The 24068-nt window shown below is 69.7% G+C and carries 37 protein-coding genes, 3 other RNA genes and 1 pseudogene; 26 read left to right on the forward strand and 15 right to left on the reverse strand.

What is annotated here, in order from left to right; genetic code table 11:
• The first annotated feature begins 16 nt into the window (after window positions 1–16).
• The 25 genes from ABZ910_RS00470 (at window position 17) to ABZ910_RS00590 (ending at window position 8138) form a co-directional block, all read left to right on the forward strand.
• An RNA gene (locus ABZ910_RS00470) (hammerhead ribozyme type II) lies at window positions 17–81 on the forward strand.
• Window positions 82–98: 17 nt separating this feature from the next.
• Window positions 99–434, forward strand: coding sequence for a hypothetical protein (locus ABZ910_RS00475; RefSeq protein ID WP_361356880.1), 336 nt, complete (start codon window positions 99–101; stop codon window positions 432–434).
• Entirely contained in the window at window positions 431–640 is a 210-nt protein-coding gene (locus tag ABZ910_RS00480; RefSeq protein WP_361356882.1) for a hypothetical protein, read from the forward strand. Before ABZ910_RS00475 ends, ABZ910_RS00480 begins: the two co-directional genes overlap by 4 nt.
• The gene (locus ABZ910_RS00485; protein ID WP_361356885.1) at window positions 637–891 is read left to right on the forward strand and encodes a hypothetical protein; all 255 of its coding nucleotides are present in this window, start codon (window positions 637–639) and stop codon (window positions 889–891) included. The genes ABZ910_RS00480 and ABZ910_RS00485 overlap by 4 nt, the downstream gene beginning before the upstream one ends.
• A 79-nt stretch (window positions 892–970) precedes the next feature.
• Window positions 971–1114 (forward strand): hypothetical protein, encoded by a 144-nt coding sequence (locus ABZ910_RS00490; RefSeq protein ID WP_361356888.1) that lies wholly within the window; start codon window positions 971–973, stop codon window positions 1112–1114.
• Between the two features lie 17 nt (window positions 1115–1131).
• Window positions 1132–1557 carry a hypothetical protein gene (locus ABZ910_RS00495; protein WP_361356891.1) on the forward strand — a complete coding sequence of 142 codons (426 nt, stop codon included), beginning with the start codon at window positions 1132–1134 and terminating at the stop codon, window positions 1555–1557.
• A gap of 120 nt (window positions 1558–1677) precedes the next feature.
• Window positions 1678–2046: a hypothetical protein gene (locus ABZ910_RS00500; RefSeq protein ID WP_361356894.1), complete on the forward strand. Its 369-nt coding sequence runs from the start codon at window positions 1678–1680 to the stop codon at window positions 2044–2046.
• 3 nt (window positions 2047–2049) lie between these two features.
• The gene (locus tag ABZ910_RS00505; RefSeq protein ID WP_361356897.1) at window positions 2050–2262 is read left to right on the forward strand and encodes a hypothetical protein; all 213 of its coding nucleotides are present in this window, start codon (window positions 2050–2052) and stop codon (window positions 2260–2262) included.
• Entirely contained in the window at window positions 2259–2543 is a 285-nt protein-coding gene (locus tag ABZ910_RS00510) for a hypothetical protein (protein ID WP_361356899.1), read from the forward strand. Before ABZ910_RS00505 ends, ABZ910_RS00510 begins: the two co-directional genes overlap by 4 nt.
• On the forward strand, window positions 2540–2929 hold the full coding sequence (locus ABZ910_RS00515) for a hypothetical protein (RefSeq protein ID WP_361356901.1): 390 nt from the start codon (window positions 2540–2542) through the stop codon (window positions 2927–2929). Before ABZ910_RS00510 ends, ABZ910_RS00515 begins: the two co-directional genes overlap by 4 nt.
• Before the next feature lie 15 nt (window positions 2930–2944).
• Window positions 2945–3010: hammerhead ribozyme type II (locus tag ABZ910_RS00520), an RNA gene on the forward strand.
• Window positions 3011–3027: 17 nt separating this feature from the next.
• Window positions 3028–3759 carry a DUF2786 domain-containing protein gene (locus ABZ910_RS00525; RefSeq protein WP_361356904.1) on the forward strand — a complete coding sequence of 244 codons (732 nt, stop codon included), beginning with the start codon at window positions 3028–3030 and terminating at the stop codon, window positions 3757–3759.
• Window positions 3760–3774: 15 nt separating this feature from the next.
• Window positions 3775–3838, forward strand: an RNA gene (locus ABZ910_RS00530) — hammerhead ribozyme type II.
• A gap of 16 nt (window positions 3839–3854) precedes the next feature.
• On the forward strand, window positions 3855–4181 hold the full coding sequence (locus ABZ910_RS00535; protein WP_361356906.1) for a hypothetical protein: 327 nt from the start codon (window positions 3855–3857) through the stop codon (window positions 4179–4181).
• A gap of 2 nt (window positions 4182–4183) precedes the next feature.
• Complete coding sequence (locus ABZ910_RS00540; protein ID WP_361356909.1) at window positions 4184–4474, forward strand: hypothetical protein; 291 nt, start codon at window positions 4184–4186, stop codon at window positions 4472–4474.
• On the forward strand, window positions 4467–4769 hold the full coding sequence (locus ABZ910_RS00545; RefSeq protein WP_361356912.1) for a hypothetical protein: 303 nt from the start codon (window positions 4467–4469) through the stop codon (window positions 4767–4769). Before ABZ910_RS00540 ends, ABZ910_RS00545 begins: the two co-directional genes overlap by 8 nt.
• Window position 4770: 1 nt before the next feature.
• Window positions 4771–5343 carry a hypothetical protein gene (locus tag ABZ910_RS00550; protein ID WP_361356914.1) on the forward strand — a complete coding sequence of 191 codons (573 nt, stop codon included), beginning with the start codon at window positions 4771–4773 and terminating at the stop codon, window positions 5341–5343.
• A gap of 12 nt (window positions 5344–5355) precedes the next feature.
• Window positions 5356–5562, forward strand: a complete 207-nt coding sequence (locus ABZ910_RS00555) for a hypothetical protein (RefSeq protein ID WP_361356917.1) — start codon at window positions 5356–5358, stop codon at window positions 5560–5562.
• Entirely contained in the window at window positions 5559–5831 is a 273-nt protein-coding gene (locus tag ABZ910_RS00560) for a hypothetical protein (protein WP_361356920.1), read from the forward strand. The genes ABZ910_RS00555 and ABZ910_RS00560 overlap by 4 nt, the downstream gene beginning before the upstream one ends.
• Window positions 5828–6334, forward strand: a complete 507-nt coding sequence (locus tag ABZ910_RS00565) for a hypothetical protein (protein WP_361356923.1) — start codon at window positions 5828–5830, stop codon at window positions 6332–6334. The genes ABZ910_RS00560 and ABZ910_RS00565 overlap by 4 nt, the downstream gene beginning before the upstream one ends.
• A 139-nt stretch (window positions 6335–6473) precedes the next feature.
• Window positions 6474–6602 (forward strand): hypothetical protein, encoded by a 129-nt coding sequence (locus ABZ910_RS00570; RefSeq protein ID WP_361356926.1) that lies wholly within the window; start codon window positions 6474–6476, stop codon window positions 6600–6602.
• A complete protein-coding gene (locus tag ABZ910_RS00575) occupies window positions 6599–6934 on the forward strand; it encodes a hypothetical protein (protein ID WP_361356929.1) in 336 nt (111 codons plus the stop codon). Before ABZ910_RS00570 ends, ABZ910_RS00575 begins: the two co-directional genes overlap by 4 nt.
• Window positions 6935–7243 (forward strand): hypothetical protein, encoded by a 309-nt coding sequence (locus ABZ910_RS00580; RefSeq protein WP_361356932.1) that lies wholly within the window; start codon window positions 6935–6937, stop codon window positions 7241–7243.
• Complete coding sequence (gene thyX / locus ABZ910_RS00585; protein ID WP_361356934.1) at window positions 7240–7953, forward strand: FAD-dependent thymidylate synthase; 714 nt, start codon at window positions 7240–7242, stop codon at window positions 7951–7953. Before ABZ910_RS00580 ends, thyX begins: the two co-directional genes overlap by 4 nt.
• Window positions 7950–8138: a hypothetical protein gene (locus ABZ910_RS00590; RefSeq protein ID WP_361356938.1), complete on the forward strand. Its 189-nt coding sequence runs from the start codon at window positions 7950–7952 to the stop codon at window positions 8136–8138. The genes thyX and ABZ910_RS00590 overlap by 4 nt, the downstream gene beginning before the upstream one ends.
• Window positions 8139–8220: 82 nt before the next feature.
• Here ABZ910_RS00590 and ABZ910_RS00595 read toward each other — a convergent pair whose 3' ends face one another.
• Window positions 8221–9636 (reverse strand): recombinase family protein, encoded by a 1416-nt coding sequence (locus tag ABZ910_RS00595; protein WP_361356941.1) that lies wholly within the window; start codon window positions 9634–9636, stop codon window positions 8221–8223.
• A gap of 33 nt (window positions 9637–9669) precedes the next feature.
• Here ABZ910_RS00595 and ABZ910_RS00600 point away from each other — a divergent pair.
• Window positions 9670–10572: pseudogene (locus ABZ910_RS00600) on the forward strand (AMP-binding protein); the annotation flags it as partial.
• A 13-nt stretch (window positions 10573–10585) separates the two neighbouring features.
• On the opposite strand, the gene ABZ910_RS00605 reads toward ABZ910_RS00600, so the two are convergent.
• From ABZ910_RS00605 to ABZ910_RS00670, 14 genes are all read right to left on the reverse strand, one after another.
• Window positions 10586–11416, reverse strand: a complete 831-nt coding sequence (locus tag ABZ910_RS00605) for a hypothetical protein (RefSeq protein WP_361356943.1) — start codon at window positions 11414–11416, stop codon at window positions 10586–10588.
• 55 nt (window positions 11417–11471) lie between these two features.
• Entirely contained in the window at window positions 11472–11711 is a 240-nt protein-coding gene (locus ABZ910_RS00610; RefSeq protein ID WP_361356946.1) for a hypothetical protein, read from the reverse strand.
• A gap of 86 nt (window positions 11712–11797) precedes the next feature.
• Window positions 11798–12610: a hypothetical protein gene (locus tag ABZ910_RS00615; protein WP_361356949.1), complete on the reverse strand. Its 813-nt coding sequence runs from the start codon at window positions 12608–12610 to the stop codon at window positions 11798–11800.
• 22 nt (window positions 12611–12632) lie between these two features.
• Entirely contained in the window at window positions 12633–13163 is a 531-nt protein-coding gene (locus tag ABZ910_RS00620) for a hypothetical protein (protein ID WP_361356952.1), read from the reverse strand.
• Window positions 13136–14407, reverse strand: coding sequence for an MlaD family protein (locus tag ABZ910_RS00625; RefSeq protein WP_361356955.1), 1272 nt, complete (start codon window positions 14405–14407; stop codon window positions 13136–13138). The genes ABZ910_RS00620 and ABZ910_RS00625 overlap by 28 nt, the downstream gene beginning before the upstream one ends.
• Complete coding sequence (locus ABZ910_RS00630; protein ID WP_361356958.1) at window positions 14404–15684, reverse strand: MCE family protein; 1281 nt, start codon at window positions 15682–15684, stop codon at window positions 14404–14406. Before ABZ910_RS00630 ends, ABZ910_RS00625 begins: the two co-directional genes overlap by 4 nt.
• Complete coding sequence (locus tag ABZ910_RS00635) at window positions 15681–16841, reverse strand: MCE family protein (RefSeq protein WP_361356961.1); 1161 nt, start codon at window positions 16839–16841, stop codon at window positions 15681–15683. Before ABZ910_RS00635 ends, ABZ910_RS00630 begins: the two co-directional genes overlap by 4 nt.
• Window positions 16838–18022, reverse strand: coding sequence for an MCE family protein (locus tag ABZ910_RS00640; RefSeq protein WP_361356963.1), 1185 nt, complete (start codon window positions 18020–18022; stop codon window positions 16838–16840). The genes ABZ910_RS00635 and ABZ910_RS00640 overlap by 4 nt, the downstream gene beginning before the upstream one ends.
• Entirely contained in the window at window positions 18019–19056 is a 1038-nt protein-coding gene (locus tag ABZ910_RS00645) for an MlaD family protein (RefSeq protein ID WP_361356965.1), read from the reverse strand. Before ABZ910_RS00645 ends, ABZ910_RS00640 begins: the two co-directional genes overlap by 4 nt.
• On the reverse strand, window positions 19053–20300 hold the full coding sequence (locus ABZ910_RS00650) for an MCE family protein (RefSeq protein WP_361356968.1): 1248 nt from the start codon (window positions 20298–20300) through the stop codon (window positions 19053–19055). The genes ABZ910_RS00645 and ABZ910_RS00650 overlap by 4 nt, the downstream gene beginning before the upstream one ends.
• Window positions 20300–21124 carry an ABC transporter permease gene (locus ABZ910_RS00655; protein ID WP_361356971.1) on the reverse strand — a complete coding sequence of 275 codons (825 nt, stop codon included), beginning with the start codon at window positions 21122–21124 and terminating at the stop codon, window positions 20300–20302. The genes ABZ910_RS00650 and ABZ910_RS00655 overlap by 1 nt, the downstream gene beginning before the upstream one ends.
• Before the next feature lie 3 nt (window positions 21125–21127).
• A complete protein-coding gene (locus ABZ910_RS00660; RefSeq protein ID WP_361356974.1) occupies window positions 21128–21898 on the reverse strand; it encodes an ABC transporter permease in 771 nt (256 codons plus the stop codon).
• Window positions 21895–22839, reverse strand: a complete 945-nt coding sequence (locus tag ABZ910_RS00665; RefSeq protein WP_361358063.1) for an ABC transporter ATP-binding protein — start codon at window positions 22837–22839, stop codon at window positions 21895–21897. Before ABZ910_RS00665 ends, ABZ910_RS00660 begins: the two co-directional genes overlap by 4 nt.
• A 149-nt stretch (window positions 22840–22988) precedes the next feature.
• Window positions 22989–24026, reverse strand: a complete 1038-nt coding sequence (locus ABZ910_RS00670; RefSeq protein ID WP_361356977.1) for a sigma-70 family RNA polymerase sigma factor — start codon at window positions 24024–24026, stop codon at window positions 22989–22991.
• Window positions 24027–24068: the final 42 nt, after the last annotated feature.

Consider the following 24068-nt stretch of genomic DNA (forward strand, 5'->3'; position numbering starts at 1 on the left):
CTGTGCAAGTGTGCCAAGCCGAAACCACCGGGAGGTGGTCGGGGTGGGGTGGCTCCCGCCTCCTGATGATGGCAGCCGAGAGTGTGAAGGTGTGACCGATGAAGTTCTGGCGCAAGCGCAAGACCGTGCAGCCCCCGACCCTGGTGGTCCAGCACGACGCACTGAGTGAGGCCCTGGACGCCCTGGCGGGCGTGTTCGGGGACGGCATGACGGCCGACGGCACCGGGTCGACGTTCACCTGCACGGAGGCGGACACGATCGCCCGAGTGCTGGTCCTGGCCGGGCACAGCGGGGCGGCCGAGACCTGGCTGGAGGGGCACGCCTCGGGCGACGACGGCGGCGACGACCACTGGCACTACGAGGGCGACGACGACGAGGGCCACGCCTTCACCGAGGACGAGGTCGCCGCGTACGTGAAGGAGTACCTGGCATGAGCGCCGAGATCAGACAGCGCACCACCAAGCTGCGTGACCTCGTCAAGGAGGTGCAGGAGTGGCGCACCGAGCAGGACCCCGGCACCCCGGAGTGGCTGACCCTGGTCGAGCTGGCCGAGCAGGTTGAGGGCCTGCTGTTGGCCCTCCCCTGGGAGTTGCAGCCGACCCCGACGGTCGATGAGCTGATCGAGTTGATGGGCCTGTGACTACCGCGATCGTCAAGCTGCGCATCGAGAACACGTACGAGGACGGGGTCGAGGTCGTGACGTCGGGGATCGCGACGGTCCCCCTCCCGATCCCGGACGAGGACACGGGCGACCGTACCGACTGGGAGTACGAGCACATCTTCCCGCACACCGGGACCGGCAACGAGAGCGGCGACGCCTGGTACGACGTCGAGATCGTCGAGTCCACGGCACCTGAACTCTTCGGCCTGACCTTCGAGTTCGGCTACTAGACCCCAAGGCGAAACCCCTGAAGGGGGGTCGGGCGGAGTGGATCTCCGTCCCTGATGAGCCAACCATGAGGAGACCCCAGTGACCCCCAAGTTCCGCACCCACGACAGCAACGTCCGTGACTCCCGCCGCACCGACAAGGCGAGGACGCTGGCCCGCAAGGCGGTCCGCGAGAACAAGTACGAGAGCAACGAAGCCGTCGTCCGCATCACCGCCAACGCCTGATCCAGGGGAGACAGACAGTGCCCAGCACCGAGGACATCCAGCGGTACGTCACCGACAATGTGGCCCAGGACATCATCGACACGGCCTCGTACGGGGGGATCACCTACTGGGCGACGGCGCCCACCGAGGAGGAGTTCGCCGGCCTGCCCGAGGGCAAGACGTGGACGATCACCGAGGGCACCGCGCCGCACCCCATCTTCGCCTTCGACGACGTGCGTGAGGTCGAGGGTGTGCACTACCTGAACGCGGACGACATCCGCGGGGCGTACGCCAAGCTGCTCGACATCGACCAGCCGTACGTGAACCGGGAGTACCACGGCTACATCATCGAGTCGTGGATGGACCGGGACGACAAGCAGGGCATCGACGCGGGACACATCGACGCAGGCACGGCGGACGTCATCGTCCAGCTCGCCGCGCTGGGGGAGATCCGCTACGGATGAGTGAGTGTGTAACCTGCGCACCTGTGATACTGTAACCACATCAAGGCGAAACCACCGGGAGGTGGTCGGGCGGAGTGGATCTCCGTCCCCGATGAGCCAACCCTTGTGAGAGCGAGACCGATGAACACCATCGAGCGCATCAACTACTACGCCCCGCCGATCCTGGCCCAGCTCGCACAGTGCGCCGAGCCTGACTCCCACGTGAGCGACGGTGCCGACTTCCTCGCCCTGGTGCGGGACAAGGTGGTCGAGCTGGCCGAGGCGGGCGCCCACCGCGAGGACATCCAGGACGCCGCCGCCAACGTGGGCGAGGACGCGGAGCCGGGCGTGAAGTGGCGCCGGTTCGTGGACCTGAGCGCCTACAAGGAGAACCTGACCGAGGCGGGGCGCCCCATCCCGGACACCCCCGAAGGGCACGCCGACCTGGCCCTGTACTTCATCGGGTTCCGGCTGGCCAGTGCACTGCTCGACGAGATCCAGAAGGGCTGAGACATGGGACGCATGAAGGACATCGCCATCGACGTCATGAGCTACGAGGCGGACGAGCTGGAGGTCGACGAGATCCTCGAACTGTTCGCCACCCTCATCCTCAGCGGCCTGGCGTGGACCCTCCAGGGTTCGTACGGCCGGACCGCCCAGGCCCTGATCGACCAGGGCATCATCACCCCCGACGGCGAGATCATCACGGAGCTGGTGCCCGCATGACCACACTGCCCCGACAGCTCAGCGCCCGTGTCGACGAGGAGTTGGCCCGCCACATCCAGACGCTCGCCCCGACGGGCCTGAGCTACAGCGAGATCATCAAGCAGGCCGTCGCCCAGTTCGCCCTGACGTACCGGGTGGCCGTCGAGAACGGCGTCGCCCGGCCGCACGAGATCCCGAGGCTGACCGCCTTCAAGTTCGAGCTCCCGCCCCTCTGGCAGCCGCCGAGAACCGGAGCGATCACCCTTCCCCCGCTGAACCTGACCAAGGAGAACGCACGATGAAGACCACCAAGATCCTCGCGACCCTCGCCCTCGCGGCCGGCCTCGTGCTGGGCACTGCGACCTCGACCTCGGCCGAGCCCATCAAGGTGCAGCCGGTGGCCGCGAAGGTGACCACCCTCCCGACGCGGGTGTGCGCCGACGACCACGACGACCGCAACTGCTACTGGGACGGGGCGGGCCCGGCTTACATCGTGGACCGCTCGAACAACGTGACGTACCTGAACCCCAAGCTGAACGACCCGGCCAAGCGCGCGGCCTGGGTGAAGACCAACAAGGCCGCGCACCGTGAGTACTGGGGCACCGTGTGGGGGCACCGCCTGTGCTGGGCGAAGGTCGGCGACACCTCGTACGTCTACTGCTTCGACGGTCACCGCGAAACCTCCTGACCAACTGTGCAAGTGTGCCGAAACCTCCTGAAGGGGGGTCGGGGTGGGGTGGCTCCTGCCTCCTGATGATGGCAGCCATGACTGTGAAGGTGTGACTGATGGACCAGAACCCCAAGCTCGCGAAGATCAAGGCGCTCCTGGCCAAGGCCGAGGACCCGGCCGCCTCGCCCGAGGAGGCGGAGGCGTACTTCGGACGGGCCGCTGACCTCATGGCCAAGTACGGGATAGACCAGGCCCTGCTCGCCGAGGCGCAGCCGAGCACGGACGAGATCACCTCGAAGGTGTTCGACATCAAGGGCAAGTACGTGCCCGACCGTTCGGCCCTGCTCTTCTCCATCACCCACGCACTCGGTGCGCAGAACGTGTACTGGGGACTGACCGACTCGGCGACCCGCAAGCGGTACCGCAAGGTGCGGGTGTACGCCCACCAGTCCACCCTCGACCGCATCGAGCTGCTGTTCAGCACGCTCCAGCTCCAGGCCCTGAACGGCATGAAGCGGGCCCGCCCCCAGTACGGGGAGTCGGTGACGTCCTACCGCAAGAGCTGGATGGCTGGCTTCGCCAGCGTGGTGCGCAAGCGCCTGGCCCAGGCCGAGGAGACGGCCCTCCAGGAGGCCCGGCACGAGGCGGGAGGCGCGAGCACCGAGCTGGTCCTGGTGAAGCGGGAGGCGGCGGTCGAGGTGTTCTTCAAGCGGGCCCACCCCAAGCTCAAGGTCGCACCGCGGCGCCGACTGACCGGCACCGGGTGGCAGGCGGGCAAGGCGGCGGGGGAGCGCGCCGACATCGGCGGCCGACAGATCGGCCGGACCCGCAAGGCGCTGGCCGTCTGAGTCGAGCAACCAACGAGGCGAAACCACCGGGAGGTGGTTGGTGTGGGGTGACGGCCCACGCCCTGATGAGCCACGTCATCGAGAGGAGCACGACCGTGAGCGAGAAGCGCAGCCGACTGGGCAAGAACGAGGTCTCGGGTCTGGGCAAGCTGTACCTGCACGGCGGGCAGGGCCTGAAGCGTGACGACCTGGGCCTGACCAACGCGGAGTACGCGGTGTTCGCGAAGCTGGCCTGGTTCGGCCTGGCCAAGAGGGAGACCGAGCAGAGGTGGTCCATCACGGACCTGGGTATCGGGTTCGTCGAGGGCCGGGCCCGCGTTCAGGCTGTCGCCCTCACCGTGGACCGTGAGTTCGCCGGCCTCGCGGGTGAGCTGGTCCGGGCGGCCGACCTGAACGAGTCCTTCTACTTCGCCGGGGTCTGAGCGTGGCGCGAGACCGTGACGGCTGGGAGTACGTGGACGGGCGCCCGCGCTGGGCTCCGACCGTCGGGGTGCAGATGGCGAACATCCTCGGCGGCCTCTACGGCGACGAGCACGACCAGCGCAGGCGCGAGCTCGACGACCTGGTGCGTGCAGCCCAGCGCGACGCCGCCGAGCTGCTGCGCAAGCACGAGGTGAAGGACCCGCTCGGCGCTGACTTCTACGTGCCGCTGGGCGTGGAGTACGCCGCCAACCTGATCACCCCCGACTACCCCGAGGAGAACAGCAGTGAGTGAGCGCGTAGAGATCGGCACCGTGTACGTGGACTCGGGCACCGTGTTCGTGGGCGACCCGTGTTACACCGCGACGGGTGATGCGAGCAACCACATCAAGACCTGGTCCGAGTGGTGCGACAGGTCGCCCTTCGGCAAGGAGCAGTACGACGTGAACGAGCCCGCCGGCCACGGCCTGGGCCTGAGCATCCCGACCCTGTACGGGGACGGCTCCTGGCCCGTGTACGCCGAGCTCGAAGGCGGGCGCATCGCCCGAGTGATCATCGACTTCGACCCCTCGTACGACGAGGAGGACTGAGGTGAGCGACCTGATCATCGGGCTCGCGGGGTACGCGAGGTCGGGCAAGGACGAGGCGGCGAACGCCTTGATCGAGCGGGGCTGGAGGCAGGCGGCGTTCGCCGACAAGCTGAAGGACTTCCTGTACGCGGTCAACCCCCTGATCCCTGGGCACTACGGTGCCGGGAACCTGCGCCTGCGCCAGCTCGTCGACTCGACCGGCTGGGACTACGCGAAGGTGACGTACCCGGAGGTGCGGTCCCTGCTCCAGCGCACGGGCACGGAGGCCGGCCGCAAGGTGCTCGGGTCTGACGTGTGGGTGGATGCCCTGTTCACCGAGCACGCTGATGCGCCGGCCCTGGTCGTGACGGACTGCCGCTTCCCCAACGAGGCGCAGGCCGTGGCCAAGCAGGGCGGCGTGATGATCCGGGTCGAGAGGCCCGGCGTGGGCCCGGCGCGGGACAGGTACGGCCGAGCCCACGTGAGTGAGACCAGCCTGGATGACTGGCCCTTCGACCACGTGCTGGTCAACGACGGGTCGGTGCGGGATCTGCACGCCAAGCTGCACGGCGTCGCCGAACTTGTGCAAGTGTGACGGTGTGATACTGTGACACTCACAAGGCCAAGCGAGCTCGACGAACTGCCGGACGGCACAACGATCGAGATCCTGGACAGACGGGGCAGCCTCCGCACCAAGCGCGACGGCCACTGGCGAGACGCCAGCAAGTCACCCGAGTCCACATGGAACGTCTACGTCTACGTCAACGCCCGACGCTGGGGAGCGCGGGTCATCGAGAGAGGAACCCACCAGTGAACGACGCCCTGGAGAACCTGAAGCGGGTCATCCGGCAGCAGATCGAGGAGGAGGCCGCCAGCCTGACGGGCCAGGTCCGCGCCCTGGTCGCCGAGTACCAGGCCCGCGAGGACCGGCGCCAGGCCGAGCTCGACCACCTGCGCGACGAGGACGGCGAGCCCATCGACGGTGACTACGCCAAGCTGGACGAGCGCCGCACCGACGCGGCCCTCGAAGCGGACGACGACCTGAGCGGCCTGCTGCGCCGGCTCACCGAGCTGACTGCATGAGGATCACCCCGAGGGCGCACGAACTCCGCAAGGTCGTGGACATCCTCGAAGACCCCACCTTCGAGAGCCCTGAGCAGATGGCCAAGGCCGTGATCAAGGAGGTGGGGGACATGCTCCAGATGCGTGACCTCTACGTCCTGGTCCACACCTGGGCGGGTGGCGAGAAGGGCCTGAACTTCGGCCCCTTCGGCGCCGTCGCTGAAGCCGAGAGCTTCGCGAAGAAGGTGAGCATCGGGGGCACGGGCCGGGTCGTACCCCTGACGTCCTCGGGGATCATCCTGGCCAACGTGGAGGGCAAGCAGGACGGGTGGCCCGGCTACTGCTGGAACCCTGAGTGCGGGCACAGCCCCAGCAACCACGCCATCGACGGCTCCAGCCGTGGCAAGTGCCACCTCGTGGAGTGCAAGTGTGACCGTTTCGTCAAGGATGACCCGAGCCTGAAGGCGAGGAAGACGACGGCGAAGAAGAAGACGAGCGCCGCCAAGGGCGTCAACGAACTGTAAGGAGAACGACGTGGGCAACTGCGAGTGGAGGGCCTGCCCGTGCGGAGTCAAGCGCGGGTTCCTGAGCGAACGAGACGCGGAGAAGGCGCTCGGCCGAGCCCGAGCCAAGCGGAGCCGACAGGGTGAAGCACGCGGCACCATGCGCGGACTGAAGGTGGAGTCCCGCTGGTACCAGTGCGACGAGGGTGGCTTCCACCTGACGTCCCAGTCCCGCTCCTCGTACGACAGCTACACCGAGAACCGCATGACACGGGAGGTATGGAAGTGAGCAACGGATGGGACTGGATCGCTGAGGGACAGCGCATCGCAGCACAGGCGCGCGGCGTAGACGTCGCCGCCATCAAGGCCGAGTCCATCGTCTTCGACGACCAGCCGAGGACCACGCCGGCCCCGCCCGCCGGGTTCGTGGACGAGGTCCACGCCCTGAAGAACGAGGTCGACATCTGCCGCGCCGGCCACTGCGCCTCGGGCTACGAGGCCGTACGCCTGGGCGACGAGGTGAAGCGGCTGAACGCACGGATCGCGCAGCTCACTGCCGCGGGACCCAAGACGGTGGCCGCTCTGCATGAGGCCCTGACTCACCTCGGGGAGGGTGTGTAAGTGACGCACATGTTCGGACCGCTTGAGCCCGTCACCGACGAGGACATCCTCATCGTCTACGGCTTCCACCAAGCCCGCCTCTACCCCGAGTTCAACCGCGACAACGTCTACACCCTGCACGGGGTCGCCGCCTTCGGCCGGCTCCGCGGACGCGAACCCAAGCGGGTGTTCCACACCGGCCTCGGCCTGAGCAGGGAGGCCGACCGACTGAGGCGCGAGCTCCAGCTACTGGAGTGGAAGTACGGCACCAAGATCCACCACGTGAACGAGCTCTACATGTACGACGAACAGGAGATCCCCACCCCGTGACCGACATCCAGACCCGCAGTGACGTGACCGTCGAGCTCGTCAAGCACAGCGCCACCGACTCCGACGTAGCCACTGCGGCCCGAGTGTCCACCATCGGAGGCAGTCACGAGAACGTCGTCGACCTCGCCCGCGACAAGGGCCTGATCAACTACCTGATGCGCGACCGGCACGGCAGCCCCTTCGAGCACACCTCGTTCACCTTCTACGTAGAGGCCCCGCTCTTCGCGGCCCGCGAGCACATGCGTCACCGTGCTGGCCACTCGTTCAACGAGGAGTCGGGACGCTACAAAGAACTGGCCCCCGTCTTCTACGTGCCGGCCGCGAACCGCGACCTCGTACAGGTCGGCAAGCCCGGCGCCTACACCTTCACCCCCGGCACCGAGAAGCAGCAGTTCCTCGTCGACAACATCCTGACCAACACCTACCGGGACGCGTACGAGGACTACACCAACCTGCTGAAGGCGGGCATCGCCCGAGAGGTGGCCCGCATGGCACTGCCGGTGGGGATCTTCACCTCGTACTACGTCACCACCAACGCCCGCAGCCTGATGCACTTCCTCGGCCTGCGAACCCAGAGCCACATCGCCTCCTTCCCCTCCTTCCCCCAGCGCGAGATCGAGATGGTCGCCGAGAAGATGGAAGACCACCTCGCCGAGCAGATGCCCCTCACCTACGCCGCGTTCAACCGCAACGGACGCGTCGCCCCGTGACCACCCGGCCCGAGTACCTGATCCAGCGGTACCCCACCCTCATGAGCTCCGAGCGCGAGGCCCGGCTCCCGAAGTGGGCACGAGCCAAGCTCGCCGACCTCCGCCTCCTCCTCATGCAGGAGGCCAGCCGCTACGAGGACGCGCTCGAAGAGATCGACCGCCTGGAGAGCGGCCACCACAACTGACACCACCCCCGAACGGGGGGAGTGAGACAAGACAAAGCCCCGGCACCCCTGAATGGGGGTAGCCGGGGCTTTGTCGTACCTGCTACTCGCTCACGTCACGCCACTCGATCGTGACGTGGTCGTCCACGGACATGCTGGTCAGGTGCCGACCCTTCGCCGGGTTCAGCGTGACCACCAGGCAGAAGTCCACCCACGCCCGACGCGTCGGAAGCGGCAGGTTCGGCCAGTCCGCGATCAGACCAGCCACCCCCTTGACCGGGTCGATCGGGGGGATGCCGGCCGTGCTCACCAGCTCCGCGTCGATGGCTTCGAGCTTCTTCTGGAGTGCCGACGACCCCGCGGTCATCTGCGACAGGCTGATCGCGCCCTCTGCGTAGGCCGTAGCCAGCCCGTCGAGGCGCTCCCGGAGTACCTGGGCCTCCGCCTGGAGATGGGCGCTGGAGACGCCGTCCTGGGCCGTCTGCGAGCTGAGGATCTGCCCGAGGAAGTCGGGGAACACCAGCCGGGCGAGCGTCGCCTTGCTCACGCGGTCGTCCACGATGCTCCGCGGCGTGTGGGTGTGCGTCTTGCGGCACCCGTACACCGGGACACCCCGGTAGCCACGCCCGGACACCGTCTCCGTGCACTCACCGCAGATCCCGATCCCGGAGACCAGGGTCTGAGGCGTGCGCCCCGTCCGAGGCCCGCCCGAGAACCGCTCCGGGCTGTTGAGGATGGCGACGACCCCGTAGTGGACGTCCGGGTCCAGGATCGGCGGCCACTGCGCCTTGCCCATGACCTCACCCAGGTACGTGGACTGCCCGATGTACCGCGGCGAGGTGAGCACCTTCTTCACCCCGCGCAGGGTCCACGCATCCCCGCCCCGAGCCAGGCCGCGAGGCGAGCGGAGGCCAGCCGCCGTCCACGTCCGCGCGACGGCCGACAGAGACTCCCCGGAGAGGATCATCTGGGCGCCCTGGACGATGGCCGCCGCCTCCTCCGCCATGATCGTCATGTGGTCGTCGCCGTAGCCGAAGGGCCGGATGCCCGCGGTGTACGGACGGCCCTGCGCGGCGGCCTGCTGGTTGGCCAGCTTCTGTCGGGCCGCCTTCTGCTCGCCCTCGTACGTCGCCCAGGCCGTCACTGTGCGTGCAACTGCACGCCCGGCCGGCGTCGAGAGATCCAGGTGTCCGGCCTCGACCGCGTAGACGTTCACGCCGAGGTCGATCACCCGCTCCAGGTCCCGCGTCACGCGGATGAGGCGGTCGGTGTGCCAGCAGACGATCGCCTGCGGCTTGCTCTGGAGCAGGGCCTCGAAGTCGGGACGGACGACGTCCTTCTTCGTGGCGCTCAGGTCGTTGTCGACCCACGCGTAGCGGACCTTCAGGCCGAGGTGCTCGCAGAGCTCCCGGCACTTGTCCTCCTGCCGCTGGACACCCTGCTCCTCGCCCGTGAGATCCTGGCTGATCCGGACGTAGATGTCGCACTCAGCTTGCTGTCCGGAACCGCGCATGTTCATGCTGCGCATCGTACCCCCAAGGTGTACCGCTGGTTCGGCATGGTGATGGGCAATCTGGCCGCCACCTCGCACGGCGCGTGCATGGTCATCCCGGCGCCGTCCTTCGACCCGAAGGCGACGCTGGAGGCGGTGCGTCAGGAGCGGTGCACCTCGCTGTACGGCGTCCCGACCATGTTCATCGCGGAGTTGAACCTCCCCGACTTCGCGGCGTACGACCTGTCCTCCCTGCGCACCGGCATCATGGCGGGCTCGCCCTGCCCGGTGGAGGTGATGAAGCGGGTGGTCGCCGAGATGAACATGGCGGAGGTCTCCATCTGCTACGGCATGACCGAGACCTCGCCGGTGTCCCTGCAGACGCGGATAGAGGACGACCTGGAGCACCGCACCGGCACGGTGGGCCGCGTGCTCCCGCACCTGGAGGTGAAGGTCGTCGACCCGGCGAACGGCGTGACCCAACCTCGACGCGTGGCCGGTGAGTTGTGCACCCGCGGCTACAGCGTGATGCTCGGTTACTGGAACGAACCCGAGAAGACCGCCGAGGCCGTCGACGCCGGCCGCTGGATGCACACCGGCGACCTGGCGCTGATGCGCGAGGACGGCTACGTCGAGATCGTCGGCCGCATCAAGGACATGATCATCCGGGGCGGCGAGAACATCTATCCGCGCGAGATCGAGGAGTTCCTCTACGCCCACCCGAAGATCAGGGACGTACAGGTCGTCGGGGTGCCGCACGACCTGTACGGCGAGGAGGTCCTGGCCTGCGTCATCCCGCAGGACGCGGACGACCCGCTGACGCTGGGGGAGCTGCGCGCCTACTGCGAGGGCCGGCTGGCGCACTACAAGATCCCGAGCAGGCTGCGCACACTCGACTCCTTCCCGATGACGGTGTCCGGGAAGGTCCGCAAGATCGAACTGCGGGAGGGGTACGGGGAGTAGCGCCCGCCGGACCTCACGTGCCCTTCGCGGACAGGTCGTCGGCGGGGCGGTTCACCGGCTGCGGGGTGCCCGTGAGGTCCAGCACGAACAGCGGGACGCCGAGGGCGTCGGCGCGGGAGCGGGCGTCGTCGGCGTACCCGGAGAGGGAGAAGTAGACGCAGTCCGCCGAGTCGGACATGGCCGTCAGCCACAGGCACTCCACGTCGCGCAGCGAGGCCGGCTGGACGGTCGGATCGACCTGGGCCAGCAGCCCACGGGCGGCGAGGCCGATACCGGACGGGGGCCGCTGGTCGGCCCGGCGTATGTCCCGGTAGCCGAGCCAGCGCAGATAGAGCGCGGCGGCCGTCACCGCGTCCTGTGCGGTCCGGATGGCCACGGGCCGGAAGGCGGGGCGGACGGGCTCGGGCGCGGGGCCTGCCTCGGTGGCCGGCTCGTGCCTTGCGTCGGACGGGGACTGACACGGGAGCGACGGGGACTGGCTGGACCTGCCGGGCTCCGACGGCGCCCCTGATCCCGCCTCCGGGCCCGGCCCCACCACCTCTTCTGCCCCCGACACCGGAATCCGCAGCACCGTCCCGCACGGGCACCCCAGCTCCGGGTGGGGCCACTCGTCCCGGCGGTCGCAGGACGGGCAGTGGACGGTGACCCAGTCCTCGTCCCAGGCGCGGTGGACGACCGGTACCGGGGCGGCCCGCAGGTCCAGTGCCGGGGCGACCGGGGCGCCGCACGCGCAGGGGTACTCCGGCGCGGCGTAGACGTGCTCGCGCCGACAGGCCGGGCAGCGCACGGGCACGCTCTCGTACATGGCCCTCTCCCAGGCGTCGCGGCAGGGCAGGCCCACCATCCTGCTCCTGCTTCGCCCTGCTTGTCCGTCTCTTGGCGACGTCCGTGCACCCCCCTTACATGCCCTCCACGTCGGTCAACCCCGGCCACTCGTCCGGTCCCCCGCCCTGCCACTCGATCAGGTCGCTCTCCTCGACCTCGATCCGGTCCAGGTCGGCCATGCGCAGGATCTCGACCACGTCGTCCAGATGGGACGCGATGCCGAGGGTCACATCGCCCTCGGTGACCCTGCGGGAGCCGTCGAGGGCGGGGGTGTGCACCACGATGTGCGGGAACTCCGGCGGTGGATAGGTCATGCCTTCAGACTCCTGCGGGGCGGACGGTTCCGCACCTTGGTCGAGCGTGCCGGTCCCGTCGGCGGCCGGGCCTGCCGGTCCGACGGTCACAGCGCGTCCACCGCGCTCACCTTCCAGCCGCCGGAGGTGCGGGTGAGCGTCATCCGCACCCGGTTGAGATCCACCCGGGAGCCCGACACCTGCGTGCTGCGGGTGCTCTGGTTGACGAAGAGCAGCACGACGACCCGGTCGGGCGCCGCCGACACGACCGACGCGGCGGGGGCCCCGCCGTCCTTCGGTGCCGCCACCGTCGCCTTGACGACCCCGTGGTACTTCCTCGCGGTCGGCCCGACCACCGTCTTCGTGGTCTTGCCGTACTCCTTCAGGAAGGACCCCGTCAGCAGGGCCCGGGTCCGGCCGAAGTCGCGGTCCAGATGCCGGTAGTCGTACGACAGCACGACCGGTGCCGCCTTCCGGGCCGCGGCGAGGGCCTCCTCCCGGGCCTGGTCCGTCCGCCGCCCCTGCTCGTACCGCCAGCCGAGCACGGCGACCGCGACCAGGCCGGCCACGAGCAGCAGGCCGAGCACCGCGGTGCGCAGGTGCCGCCCCGCCCCCTGCGCGGGGGTGCTCTCCGCCGGGCCGGACTCCGGTGCGGGGTCCTCGGACCTCGGCTCGGACGCGGTGGTGCGCGCGTCGGACCGGTCAAGGTCCCGGTTCGGGTCGCGCTCCTGATCGCGGTCCCGGTTCGGCTCTCGGCCCTGGTCCCGGTCCTGATCGCGGTCCAGGTTCGGGTCCCGGCCCTGGTCCGGAGCCGGGGGCTCCGGTCGCCTGGCGCGCTTGGCCGCGGCGCGGGCGGCCGCCGGAATCGTGCGGCGGGCCGGGGAGCCGGTGCCGCGGATGCGGGAGGTCGGGTTGGGCACGGTCATTCTCCTCACTGGCGGGTCAGCCCACGAACGCGACGTCGGAGGTGAGCCATCGGCCGTCCACGCGCTCCAGGTCGAGCTGGAGCCGGTACGTACGCGCCTGCCCCTGGGGCGCCGCGGTGTTGGTCACCTTGCTGTCGGCGACGACCAGGACGCGGGCCCTGCGCTCGTCGGAGCGCACGATGCCCGCCTCCAGGACCTGCCCCTCGGACACCGACTTGTTCCGCGCGACCAGCTTCGTCAACTCCGCGGTCTGCGCGGCGAACTGCTTCTTGAAGGTGCCGGTGGCGCCCTTCAGCACGTTGCCGCTGTCCCGGCCGTAGTGCCGGTAGTCGAGCGAGGTGAAGTTCAGCGCGGACTGCCGGGCCGCCGCCAGGACGTCCTGGCGGCGCTGCTCCGCCGCGCGCTGGTCGGCCACGCGCAGGCCCAGCCACACGCACAGCACCGTCGTCAGCACGGTCGCGAGGACCAGCCCGATCGACAGCGCCCTGGGGTGCCACCCTCGTCCGGGGTGCCACCCCTTCACGCCATCGGTCCAACGAGCAGCCATTGCCACGACTCCTTTCCGAACACGCTCTGTTCGCCGCCCGTCGAGCCGATCGAGACGGGGGTTCCGTCCGGGCCGGTCGCGTTCCCGGTCTCCGGGTCGTACGGGGTGACGTACGCGGTCTGGTCGGCGCCGGACGAACCGGTCCGTGCGCCGGGGGCGTTCTGTGCGCCGCGGACCGACGAGGCGCTGCCCCGCGGCAGCGTGCAGCGCGCGCCCGTGTTCGCCGGGCGCGTGCCGGTGTCGGCGGGGTCACGGCGCTGTGTCCCGTAGCCCTGGGTGCAGGGTGGGGGGTCGTCGACGTTCACGGCCAGCCCGAAGTGGGCCGTGCCGTCGGGGGAGACGGTGTCGGTGCCCGCGATGATGAGCGGCAGGGTGACCAGGGACTGCCGCACGCCGGGCAGCCTCGCCACGGTGATCTGGCCGCCGCTGATCAGGTTGCCCAGCAGGACCGGCAGGTCCGGCCGGGTGGACCTCAGCAGGGAGTCGAGTTGCTGACCGGCGGGCGTGGCGTTGCCGATCAGCCGCCGCAGGTCCGGGTCGCTCGACTTCATCTGTGCGGAGAGGTCGGCCAGGTCGTGCGAGAACGACTTGATGGCCGAGCCCTCGTCGGCCTGCGTCTTGAGTACCGTCCGTGAGTCCTCGATCAACGAGACCGTCTCGGGCAGGGACTGGGATGCCGACTCGACCAGCGTGTTGCCGGAGTCCACCAGACGACTCAGGTTCGGTCCGGTGCCCGCGAAGGCGTTGCCCAACTCGTCGACGGTGGTGCGCAGATCATCCTTCTTGACCGACTTCACCAGCCGGTCGAGGCTGAGGACCATGTCGGTGACCGGCAACGGCGTCCGCGTATGACCGCGCGGGATCGGGCTGCCGTCCATCAGATACGGTCCGCCGGAGCGCCGCGGCTGCAGGTCGACGTACTGCTCGCCCACCGCCGACCGGTTGGCGACGACCGCCAGCGTGTCGGCCGGGATGTGCGGCGCTCCGTCGTCGATCTTCAGGGGGATCGACACCCCGGAGCCGGACAGCCGCAGTTGGCCGACCCGGCCCACGGGGACCCCGCGGTAGGTGACCTCGGCGCCGGGGAAGACGCCTCCGGAGTCGGCGAAGTCCGCGCGCACGGTGTAGCCGCCGCCGAGGACGTCGTCCGCCAGACCCGTGTACGCGACGCCCACGTACGACACCCCGATGGCGGTGACGGCCGCGAAGGCGAGCAACTGGGCCTTGACCATACGTGAGATCACGGCAGCATCCCCTTCAGCATGAGCTCGGCGAGGTCGACGTCGACTCCCCGCGGCAGGCGCCGGGAGCCGTCCCCCGTGCCGTAGGCCGCCGTGCACACCGGTGGGCACAGCGGGCCGCCGCCGTGGCCGGGCGCGGGGGGCTTGTCGGGAACGCTCGGGGTGTCCGGCAGGTGCGGGGTGGACGGCAGCGGGGCGGGAGTGGGCAACTTCGGCAGCCCAGGGACGTCCGGCAGGTCCGGGGTCCCGGGTTTGTCGGAGCCGTCGTGACGGGGCTTGCCGGCGAGGTTGCCGTAGACGTCCGCCAGATCGAGGTCTGCGGTGATCTTCAGGTTGACGTAGTCACCCTTGACGGCGTCGGTGGCGTTCCGCGGGAACGGGTAAGTGGTCAGGATCTCCAGGGAGTTGGGCAGGTCGTCGCCCGCCTTGTTCAGCTGTTGCAGGATGGGCCTCAGCTGCTGGAGGTCGGCGACCGTGTCGTCCCGCGAGGCGTTCACCACCCGGGTGCCGGTCTTGCCGAGCTTCGACAGCGAGGTGAGCATCTTCGTCAGGTCGCGGCGCTGGTCGGCGAGGGTCTTCAGGGCGGGCGGCATGGTGTCGACGGCCTGGGCGATCGTCTTCTTCTCCTTCTTCAGCCGCCTGGACAGCCGGTCGATGCCCTGCAGCGCGCGGACGATGTCGGCGCGCTGCTGGTCGAGGCCGCCGAGGAACGTGTCGAGCTGCTTCAGCAGGGACCTGACCCGGTCCTCGCGCCCGTCGAGAGCCTTGTTCAGCTCGACGGTGATCGTCTTGAGCTGGGCCACCCCGCCGCCGTTGAGCAGCGCGGACAGGGCGGCGAGCACCTCCTCGACGTCCGGGTTGCGGCCGCTGCGGGACAGCGGGATGCGGTCGCCGTCGCGCAGCCGTCCCACGGGCGCCACACCGGTCGGCGCGGACAGCGCGACGTACTTCTCGCCGAGCATGCTGGTCTGCCGCAGCCCGGCGATCGCGTTGCCGGGCAGCTTCACCGAGGGGTCGATCCGCAGCCGCACGCGCGCGTGCCAGCCGACCAGCTCGACCTTCTCGACCGCTCCCACGGTGACGTTGTCGACCTTGACCGCCGACTGCGGCACCAGGTCCATGACGTCCCGGAAGTCGACCGTGACGTGGTAGGCGCTGCTGTCCGAAGCGGCGCCCCCGGGGAGCGGGACGTCGTACCAGCCGTGGAACTCGCAGCCGGTCAGCAGCAGCGAACCGACCACCGTCCAGGCCGCCATCCGGGCCCTGCGCGGCACGCTCATGCCCGGGCCCCCAGGATTCCGCCGAGGGTCTTGTCGACCGTGCCCGTCGCCGCCGGGGCCGCCGGCACCTTCGGCAGGGAGTCGAAGAGCTTCTTCAGGTCGGCGCAGTCGGGGTTCTTGCCGCCCTCGTCGCCGGTCGTCTTCAGCAGCGAACACAGCACGGACGCCGGATCCTGCGGCGCCTGCGCGTTGTTGCGGGTGTCGAGGGTGCCGGAGGAGGGGTTGTAGGTGTTGTACAGGTTCGACAGGCCCGTGGGCGCGACGTCCAACAGCTCCTCCAGTGCGGCCCGTTGGGTGACGAGGACCTTGGTGACCTTGCTGAGGCCCTGGACGTCCGAGGTCAGCGCCTTCTTGTTGTGCTTCACGAAGTCGGCCACGTCGCCGAGCGCCTGGGCGAGGTACTTGAGCGCCGCCGCGAGGTCCTTGCGCTCCCCGGCGAGCTGGTCCGCCACGTCGGCGAGGTTGCTGTTGAACGACCGCACGCTCTTGTCGTCCGCCGCCAGCGCGGCCGTGAACACCTGAAGGTTGCGCACGGTGCCGAACAGGTCGCGCCGGCCGTGGGAGAGCGTGGTGACGGCCTGCGAGAGGTCCTCCAGCGACTGGTTGAGGTTCTTGCCCTGGCCCTTGAGGTTGTCCGCGCTCACCCCGAGCAGCCGCGCCAGCGCGCCGTTCTTGTTCGCGCCGTTCGGGCCGAGGGCCTCGGACGTGGTGTGCAGGCTGTCGAAGACCCGGTCCAGCTCGACCGGTACGGCCGTACGGGACTCGGGGATGACGGCACCGTCCCGCAGCACCGGGCCCTTGCGGTACACCGGCAGCAGCTGCAGGTAACGGTCGCTGACCACAGAGGAGTTGACGATGGCGGCCTGGGCGTTTGCGGGGACCCTGCGCCCGTGGTCGTACTCCAGCTCCACCCGCACCCGGCGGCCCTCCGGCGTGATCTTCTTGACCTCGCCGATGCGGACACCGAGGACGCGGACGTCCGAGCCGGGGTAGAGGCCGACGGTGCGCGGGAAGTACGCCGTGACGCGGACGGGTTCGGGGTGCGGCCACAGCCTGACGGCGAGCGTGGCGGCGACCGCGAGCACGGTGAGCAGCGCCAGGACTCTGACGAGCCGGCGCGCCTTGAGGCGTCGGGGTGCCTTGAGGGGTGCGGTCATCGAGAGCCTCCCGTACGGGGCACCACCGGGGCGGCGACGAGATTCTGGACGTAGGTGTCGAACCAGCGGCCGTTGCCCAGGGTGTTGGAGAAGAGCCGCACGTAGGGCGCGATCAGCCGGACGCTGCGGTCGAGGCTCGCCTGGTTGCGTTCCAGCATCCTCACGAACATGTTCAGGTTCTTGAGGGCCGGCCCGAGCTGCGCGCGGTTGTCGTCGACCAGACCGGAGAGCTGGATGCCCAGCAGGGCGGAGCTCTTGAGGAGCTGGTGGATCGCCTCGCGCCGCCTGCTGATCTCCTGGAACAGGGCGTCGCCGTCCTTCACCAGCGCGGAGAAGTCCTTCGTGTGCCCGGCCAGCGTGCCGGTGACCCCGTTCGCGTGGTCGAGCAGCTCCTGCAGCGCCTTGTCGCGGGAGGCGACGGTCCTGGAGATCCGCGACAGTCCCTTGATCGACGCCCGCACCTCGGCGGGGGAGTCCTGGAAGGTGACGGAGATCGTGTCCAGCGCCTTCGCGAGCCGGCCCGTGTCGACCTTCTCGCTGGTGGTCGTCAGGTCGGTGAAGGCCTGCACGACGTCGTACGCCGACACCGTCCGCCGCAGCGGGATCTGGCTGCCCGCCTTCAACTGGCCGGGGCCCTTCGGGTACAGCGCTAGGTACTTCTGGCCGAGGATGGTCTTGACCCGGATCGCCGCGCCGGTCTCGGTGCCGAAGGCCGGGTCGCCCTTCACCTTGAAGTCGACCTTGACGTGGTCGCCGTCCAGGTCGACGCCCTCCACCTTGCCGACCTTGACCCCGGCGATCCGCACCTCGTCGCCCGCCTTGAGGCCGCCCGCCTCCGAGAAGGCCGCGCTGTACATGTCGCCACCGCCGATCACCGGGAGGTTGTCGGCGTTGAACGCGGCCAGGGTCAGCAGCGCGAGCACGGTGAGACCGACGACGCCGACCACGACGGGGTTGCGCTCGCGGAACGGCTTGAGCCGCGGGCGGCGCAGTCGGGGCAGCCTGGGCGGCAGCGTGCGCACCTTCACCAGTGGCTCGGGGCGCCGGGACGCGGGCCTGGGCTTGTTCGCGGGGAGGTTGTCGGTCCGGGGCTTCGGCCGCCTCGGCAGCAGTCTGGGCGGGAGCGTGCGCACCTTCACCAGAGGCTCGGGCCTGCGGCGCTGCGCGTTGCGTGGCGTCATGTGCCGCACCTCGCCCGTGCCACGTGCAGCTCCGGCGTGAGCACCTGCTTCGTCTTCGGCAGCACGATCCGGCCGTCGAAGTCGCAGAGGTAGAAGTTGAACCAGGAGCCGTAGGACGCCGTCCCGGTCAACTTGTTGAGCTTGTTCGGCAGCCGCTTCAGGACGCCCTCCACGGTCGTCTGGTTGTTGTTCAGCGTTCCGGTCAGATCGGTCAGCCCGGCGATGTCGTCCTTCAGCGGCGGACGCGCGTCGCGCAGCAGCCCCGCGGTGGCCCCGCTGAGGTCGGCGATGTTCACCAGGGACTCGCCGATGGGCTTGCGGTCGGCGGACAGCCCGGAGATCACCCGCCGCAGCTGTTTGAGCAACTCCGAGAAGCGGGCGCCGCGTTGGTCGAGCGTCTGCAGGACGGTGTTGAGGTTGTCGATCACCGACCCGATCAGCTTGTCGCGGTCGGCGAGGGTCGTGGTGAGCGACGCGGTGTGCGCCAGCAGGCTGTTCACCGTCCCGCCCTCGCCCTGCAGCGTCCTGATGATCTCGGTAGCCAGCTGGTTGACGTCGCTCGGGCTCAGCGCGGCGAACAGCGGCTTGAAGCCGTTCAGCAGCGCGTTCAGATCCAGCGCCGGCCGCGTCCGCGACAGCGGGATGGTGCCGTCCGGCCGCAGCCGGGTGCCGTCGCCCACGCCCTCGGTCAGCGCGATGTACCGCTGGCCGACCAGGTTGCGGTAGCGGACGACCGCGTTCGTGCTCATGCGCAGCGGACGGTCCGCGGTGACCGTGAAGGTGACCTCGGCCAGCGTCCGGTGCTCGATCCGGATGTCCTCGACCTCGCCGACCCGCACCCCGGCCACCCGGATGTCGTCGCCCTGCTCCAGCCCCGTCACGTCGCTGAACACCGCGTGGTACGTGTCCTTCGGCGCGAAGGAGATGTTGACGATGGTCGCGGCGAGCAGGGTCGTCGCCGCGATCGTCACCAGCGCGAAGAGGCTGAACTTGATCAGCGGCGCGGCGGCCTGCCGGGCTCCTGTGGTCCTCATGCGACGCTCACCGCCGTTCCCCGGGCCAGCGGCCCGAACAGCAGCGTCGCCACCGGCGGCACCCGGTCCGCGGAGACGCCCATCGCGGGGGCCACCAGTGAGCCGACGGCCCGCTGCTCGGCCTTGGTGGCGGACACCTGGTCACCTCCGGGGAGCGTGCCGCCCGAACCACTGCCGGACGTACCGTCGTCGAGCTTGGGCTTCGGCACGGGGACCGGCGGATGGCGGAGGCAGAACGGCCCCGCGTGCTCCCCGTACCGCGGCTCCTCGCCGGGGTGGTAGGCCTTCTGCGTCCGTACGGCCTCGAGGGTGATGTGCATCTCGCCGTTCTGGAACACCTTCTCGCCCGCCTCCTCCTGGTGCACCAGGCCCGCGAACATGCACGGGTACTCGGGGGAGTAGCGGGCGAACAGCTCCAGCGTCGGGCGGGAGACCCGGCCGAGGGTGATCAGCCGGTCGCCGTTGTCGTCGAGGAAGCCCTGTGCCGTGTCCGCGGCCGTCGCGGTCGTGCGCAGCGCCGCCGCCAGCTGGTCCCGCTTCTCGACGAGCGTGCGGCTGGTGGTGACGGTGTTGCGCAGGATCCGCATCAGATCGGGCGCGGCATCGCCGTACACCTTGGCGACGTCGGCGAAACGCGTGATGTCCTCCTTGAGGGACGGCAGATGCGGGTTGAGGCGGCGCAGATAGCCCTCGACCCGGGCGAGGTTGTCGCCGATGCGGTCGCCGCGGCCCTCCAGGGCGGTCGCGAACGCCGAGAGCGTGGCGTTGAGTTCGCCCGGTTTCACCGTGCGCAGCAGCGGCAGCAGGTCGTTCATCAGCTGCTGCACCTCGATGCCGACCTTCGTACGGTCCTGGGTGATGACGTCTCCCGCACGGATGGCCCGGGCCGCGGAGCGGGCGGGTGGGACGAGGTCGACGTACTTCTCGCCGAACAGCGTCTTGGGCAGCAGCCGGGCGTGCACGTCCGCCGGGATGAAGCGGACCTCGTCCGGGTCGAGCGCGAGGTCGAGCGTGGCCTTGCTGCCGTCGGAGTGCACCGCGCGCACCTCGCCGACCAGCAGCCCGCGCAGCTTGACGTCGGCGCGCGGATCGAGCTGGTTGCCGAGCCTGTCGGCCTGCAGGGTGATCCGCACGACCGGGGTGAACGCCTGCTGGTAGGCGGCGACGGCGAGTGACAGCAGCAGCGCGAGCACGGCGAGGAAGACGATGCCGTACACCCGTAGTCGGAGCACTCTCACCCGCATCAACCCGCAATCCGTACGGTGGTGTTGGCGCCCCAGATCGCGAGGCTCAGGAAGAAGTCCAGGACATTGATGGCGACGATCGACGTGCGCACCGCACGGCCCACCGCGACGCCGACGCCCGCCGGACCGCCGCTCGCGTAGTAGCCGTAGTGGCAGTGCACGAGGATGATCAGCACGGCGAAGACGATCACCTTGCCGAAGGACCACAGCACGTCGACCGGCGGCAGGTACTGGTGGAAGTAGTGGTCGTACGTGCCCGCCGACTGGCCGTAGTAGGAGGTGGTGATGGTGCGGGCGGCGAGGTAGGAGGACAGCAGCCCGATCACGTAGAGCGGGATGACGGCCACGAAGCCGGCGATCATCCGGGTCGTCACCAGGAACGGCAGCGAGGGGACGCCCATCACCTCCAGCGCGTCGGTCTCCTCGCTGATCCGCATCGCGCCGAGCTGCGCGGTGAAGCCGGCCCCGACCGTCGCGGACAGGGCGAGCCCGGCCACCAGCGGGGCGATCTCACGGGTGTTGAAGTACGCCGACAGGAAGGCGACGAAGTTCGAGGTGCCGAGCTGGTTGAGGGCCGCGTAGCCCTGGAGCCCCACCTCGGTGCCGGTGAAGAACGACAGGAAGGCGATCACACCGACCGTGCCGCCGACGACGGCGAGCGCGCCGCGGCCGAAGCTCACCTCGGCGAGCAGCCGCAGGACCTCCTTCTTGTAGCGGCGCAGCGTACGGCCGGTCCACGCGAGCGAGCGCCCGTAGAAGGAGAGTTGGGCGCCGAGCTCTTCCAGGGAGCGCAGCGGGCGTTCGAGGAGTCGTTGAGGTCGCATCGGCTAACCCCTCTGCGGGACGACCTGGAAGTACACCGCCGTCATCACGAAGTTGGTCACGAACAGCAACATGAAGGTGATCACCACTGACTGGTTGACGGCATCGCCCACACCCTTCGGACCGCCGCTCGCGTTCAGCCCCTTGTACGAGGCCACGATCGCGGCGATCGCCCCGAACACCAGCGCCTTCAGCTCGCCCGCCCACAGGTCGGGCAGCTGCGCGAGGGTGGTGAACGAGGCCAAGTAGGCGCCGGGCGTGCCGTTTTGGAGGACGACGTTGAAGAAATAGCCGCCCGCGACGCCGACCACCGACACCAGGCCGTTGAGCAGCACGGCCACGACCATGGAGGCCAGCACACGGGGCACGACGAGCCGGTGGACCGGGTCGATCCCGAGCACCTGCATCGCGTCGATCTCGTCCCGGATCTTGCGCGCCCCGAGGTCCGCGCAGATCGCCGTGCCGCCCGCGCCCGCGATCAGCAGCGCGGTGACGATCGGGGAGGCCTCCCGCAGCACCGCGAGGACCGAGGCGGCACCGGAGAAGGACTGGGCGCCCAGCTGCCGGGTGAGGCTTCCGATCTGGAGCGCGATGACCGCCCCGAACGGAATCGAGACGAGGGCGGTGGGCAGGATGGTGACACTCGCGACGAACCACGCCTGCTGGATGAACTCCCGTGCCTGAAAGGGCCGTCGGGGCAGTGTGCGGACCACGTCCAGCGCCATCGCGAACAGGCTGCCCGAGTGCCGCAGCGCGGCGGTCGGTGACAGGCTCATACGCCGTTCACCTCCTTCCGGTGCAGTTCGGCCTCCCGTCTCGCGATCGCCTCCCATCGGGCAGGGCGGGCGATGCCGGGGCCCGGGAGCAGGCGCGGCGTCAGGTCGTTGCCCACGTGCCGGGCCTTGCGGTCCGCGTCGCCGAGCAGCGCCAGCTCCTCCTCGACCTGGGCGGCGTCCTTCTCCTCCGCCATCCCGATCGGCCCCTGCATCCGCCCGTTGAGGAACTGGCGCACGACCGGTTCGTCGCTGCTCAGCAACTCCTCCCGGCGCCCGAACATGACCAGCTCGCGCCGGAACAACAATCCGATGTTGTCCGGGACTTGGCGCGCCGAGGCGATGTCGTGCGTGACGATCAGAAAGGTCGCGTCGATCTGCGCGTTGAGGTCGACGATGAGCTGGTTGAGGTAGGCCACGCGCACCGGGTCCAGGCCCGAGTCCGGCTCGTCGAACAGGATGATCTGCGGGTCGAGCACCAGGGCCCGTGCGAGCCCCGCCCGCTTGCGCATCCCACCGGAGATCTCGCCGGGCAGCTTCTCCTCGGCGCCGATCAGCCCGACCATGTCCATCTTCTCGAGCACGATCCGCCGGATCTCGCTCTCCGACTTGCGGGTGTGCTCACGCAGCGGGAAGGCGATGTTGTCGTACAGACTCATCGAGCCGAACAGCGCGCCGTCCTGGAAGAGCACGCCGAACAACTTCCGTACCTCGTAGAGATCGTGCTCACGCAGCTTCGTGATGTCCTGGCCCGCGATCTCGACCGAGCCGCGTTCCGGCTTCAGCAGTCCGACGAGCGTCTTGAGGAACACCGACTTGCCGGTGCCCGAGGGGCCGAGCATGACCGAGACCTCCCCGGCGGGCAGGGTCAGGGAGACGTCCTGCCAGATGACCTGGTGACCGAAGGACTTGGTCAGTCCCTCCACGCAGATCTCGACACCCATCCGGTTCCACCCTTCGCCCGTGTCGCCCATGGAGCAGCTCCGACATCTGCTCTACGGGGAGAGGCGGGGCGTCCGTCGCGCCGGTGGCGGGTTTTTTTCGGCGGAGGTTTACCCGGCGTCACCGCGGGTCCGACGTGCTCAGGCGGGGGCTACGGCCGCCGCACGGCCGCCGGAGGCGAGGGCAGCGACGCGGACGGGACGTCGGGCGCGCCCGTGACCGACGGGAGCGGCGGATGAGACGGAAGGGAGGGGAGTGAGGAGACGGTCGGCAGCTTCGGCACCCGGGGAACCGCCGGCGTCGGCACCTTCGGAAGCGGGGCGGAGGAGACATCGGGCAGCGTCGGGACGGACACGTCCGGCATGGGCAGGGGAATGAGGGAATCCCCGGTCGGAGACTGAGTGGCCGTCGGCCCGGTGGACCCCGATGCGGAGGGCACCGGGCTGCCCGGGCCCGGAGAGCCCACCCCGCCGGTGCCGTCGGTCCGCAGCGCGTGAGCCGAGTCCGACACCGCCGGCACCGGCGGCGGAGCGTGCCCGTGACCGCCCCCGTCGAGCGCGTACGGCAGTACCAATCCGGCCACCGCCAGACTCGCCGCCGTGGAGACGGCCACCACCGCCTGCGCCCTCCCGGTGAGACGCGGCCGCGCACGTCCGATCAGGAACAGCAGGATCCCGAGCGTCCCGGCCAGCGAGGCGCGCAGCGTCCGCCGGGCGCGGGCCAGCAGCGACTCGACGGTCCGGTAGCTCAGGCCCATCCGCACCGCGACCTGACCGACGTCCAGATCCTCGGACTTCAGCCGCAGCGCCTCGGCCTGCCGGGCGGGCAACTCCCCACTGCGGTCGGCCAGCCACCGTGCCTCGTCCCGGTCGCACACCGCCTCCTCGACGGGCACCGGGCCCGGCGCGTGCAGCGGCGGGCTGGCGCGCACCGCGGACTCGCGGTTGACCTGCCGGTACCGGTCGACGCACAAGCGCATCGTCACCGTCGTCAGCCATGCCCCGAGACGCTCGTCGTCGAGATCCGGGCGCTCCGCCGCGCGCAGCATCGCCTCGTGGACCGCGTCCTCGGCATCCTCCAGGCTCATCGACCGGCGCCGCGCCACCTTGAGCAGTTGCTCCCGATGACTCCACATGCGCTGCCACCGTTCGTCGGCGGCCTGCATGTCCTCGGGCATGTCCGTCGCCATGGGGGTCCCCTCGCGCTCACCTGCCGGTTCTGTGCTTCCGGA

The organism is Streptomyces sp. NPDC046805, assembly GCF_040645355.1.
In the GTDB taxonomy this organism is placed as follows: domain Bacteria; phylum Actinomycetota; class Actinomycetes; order Streptomycetales; family Streptomycetaceae; genus Streptomyces.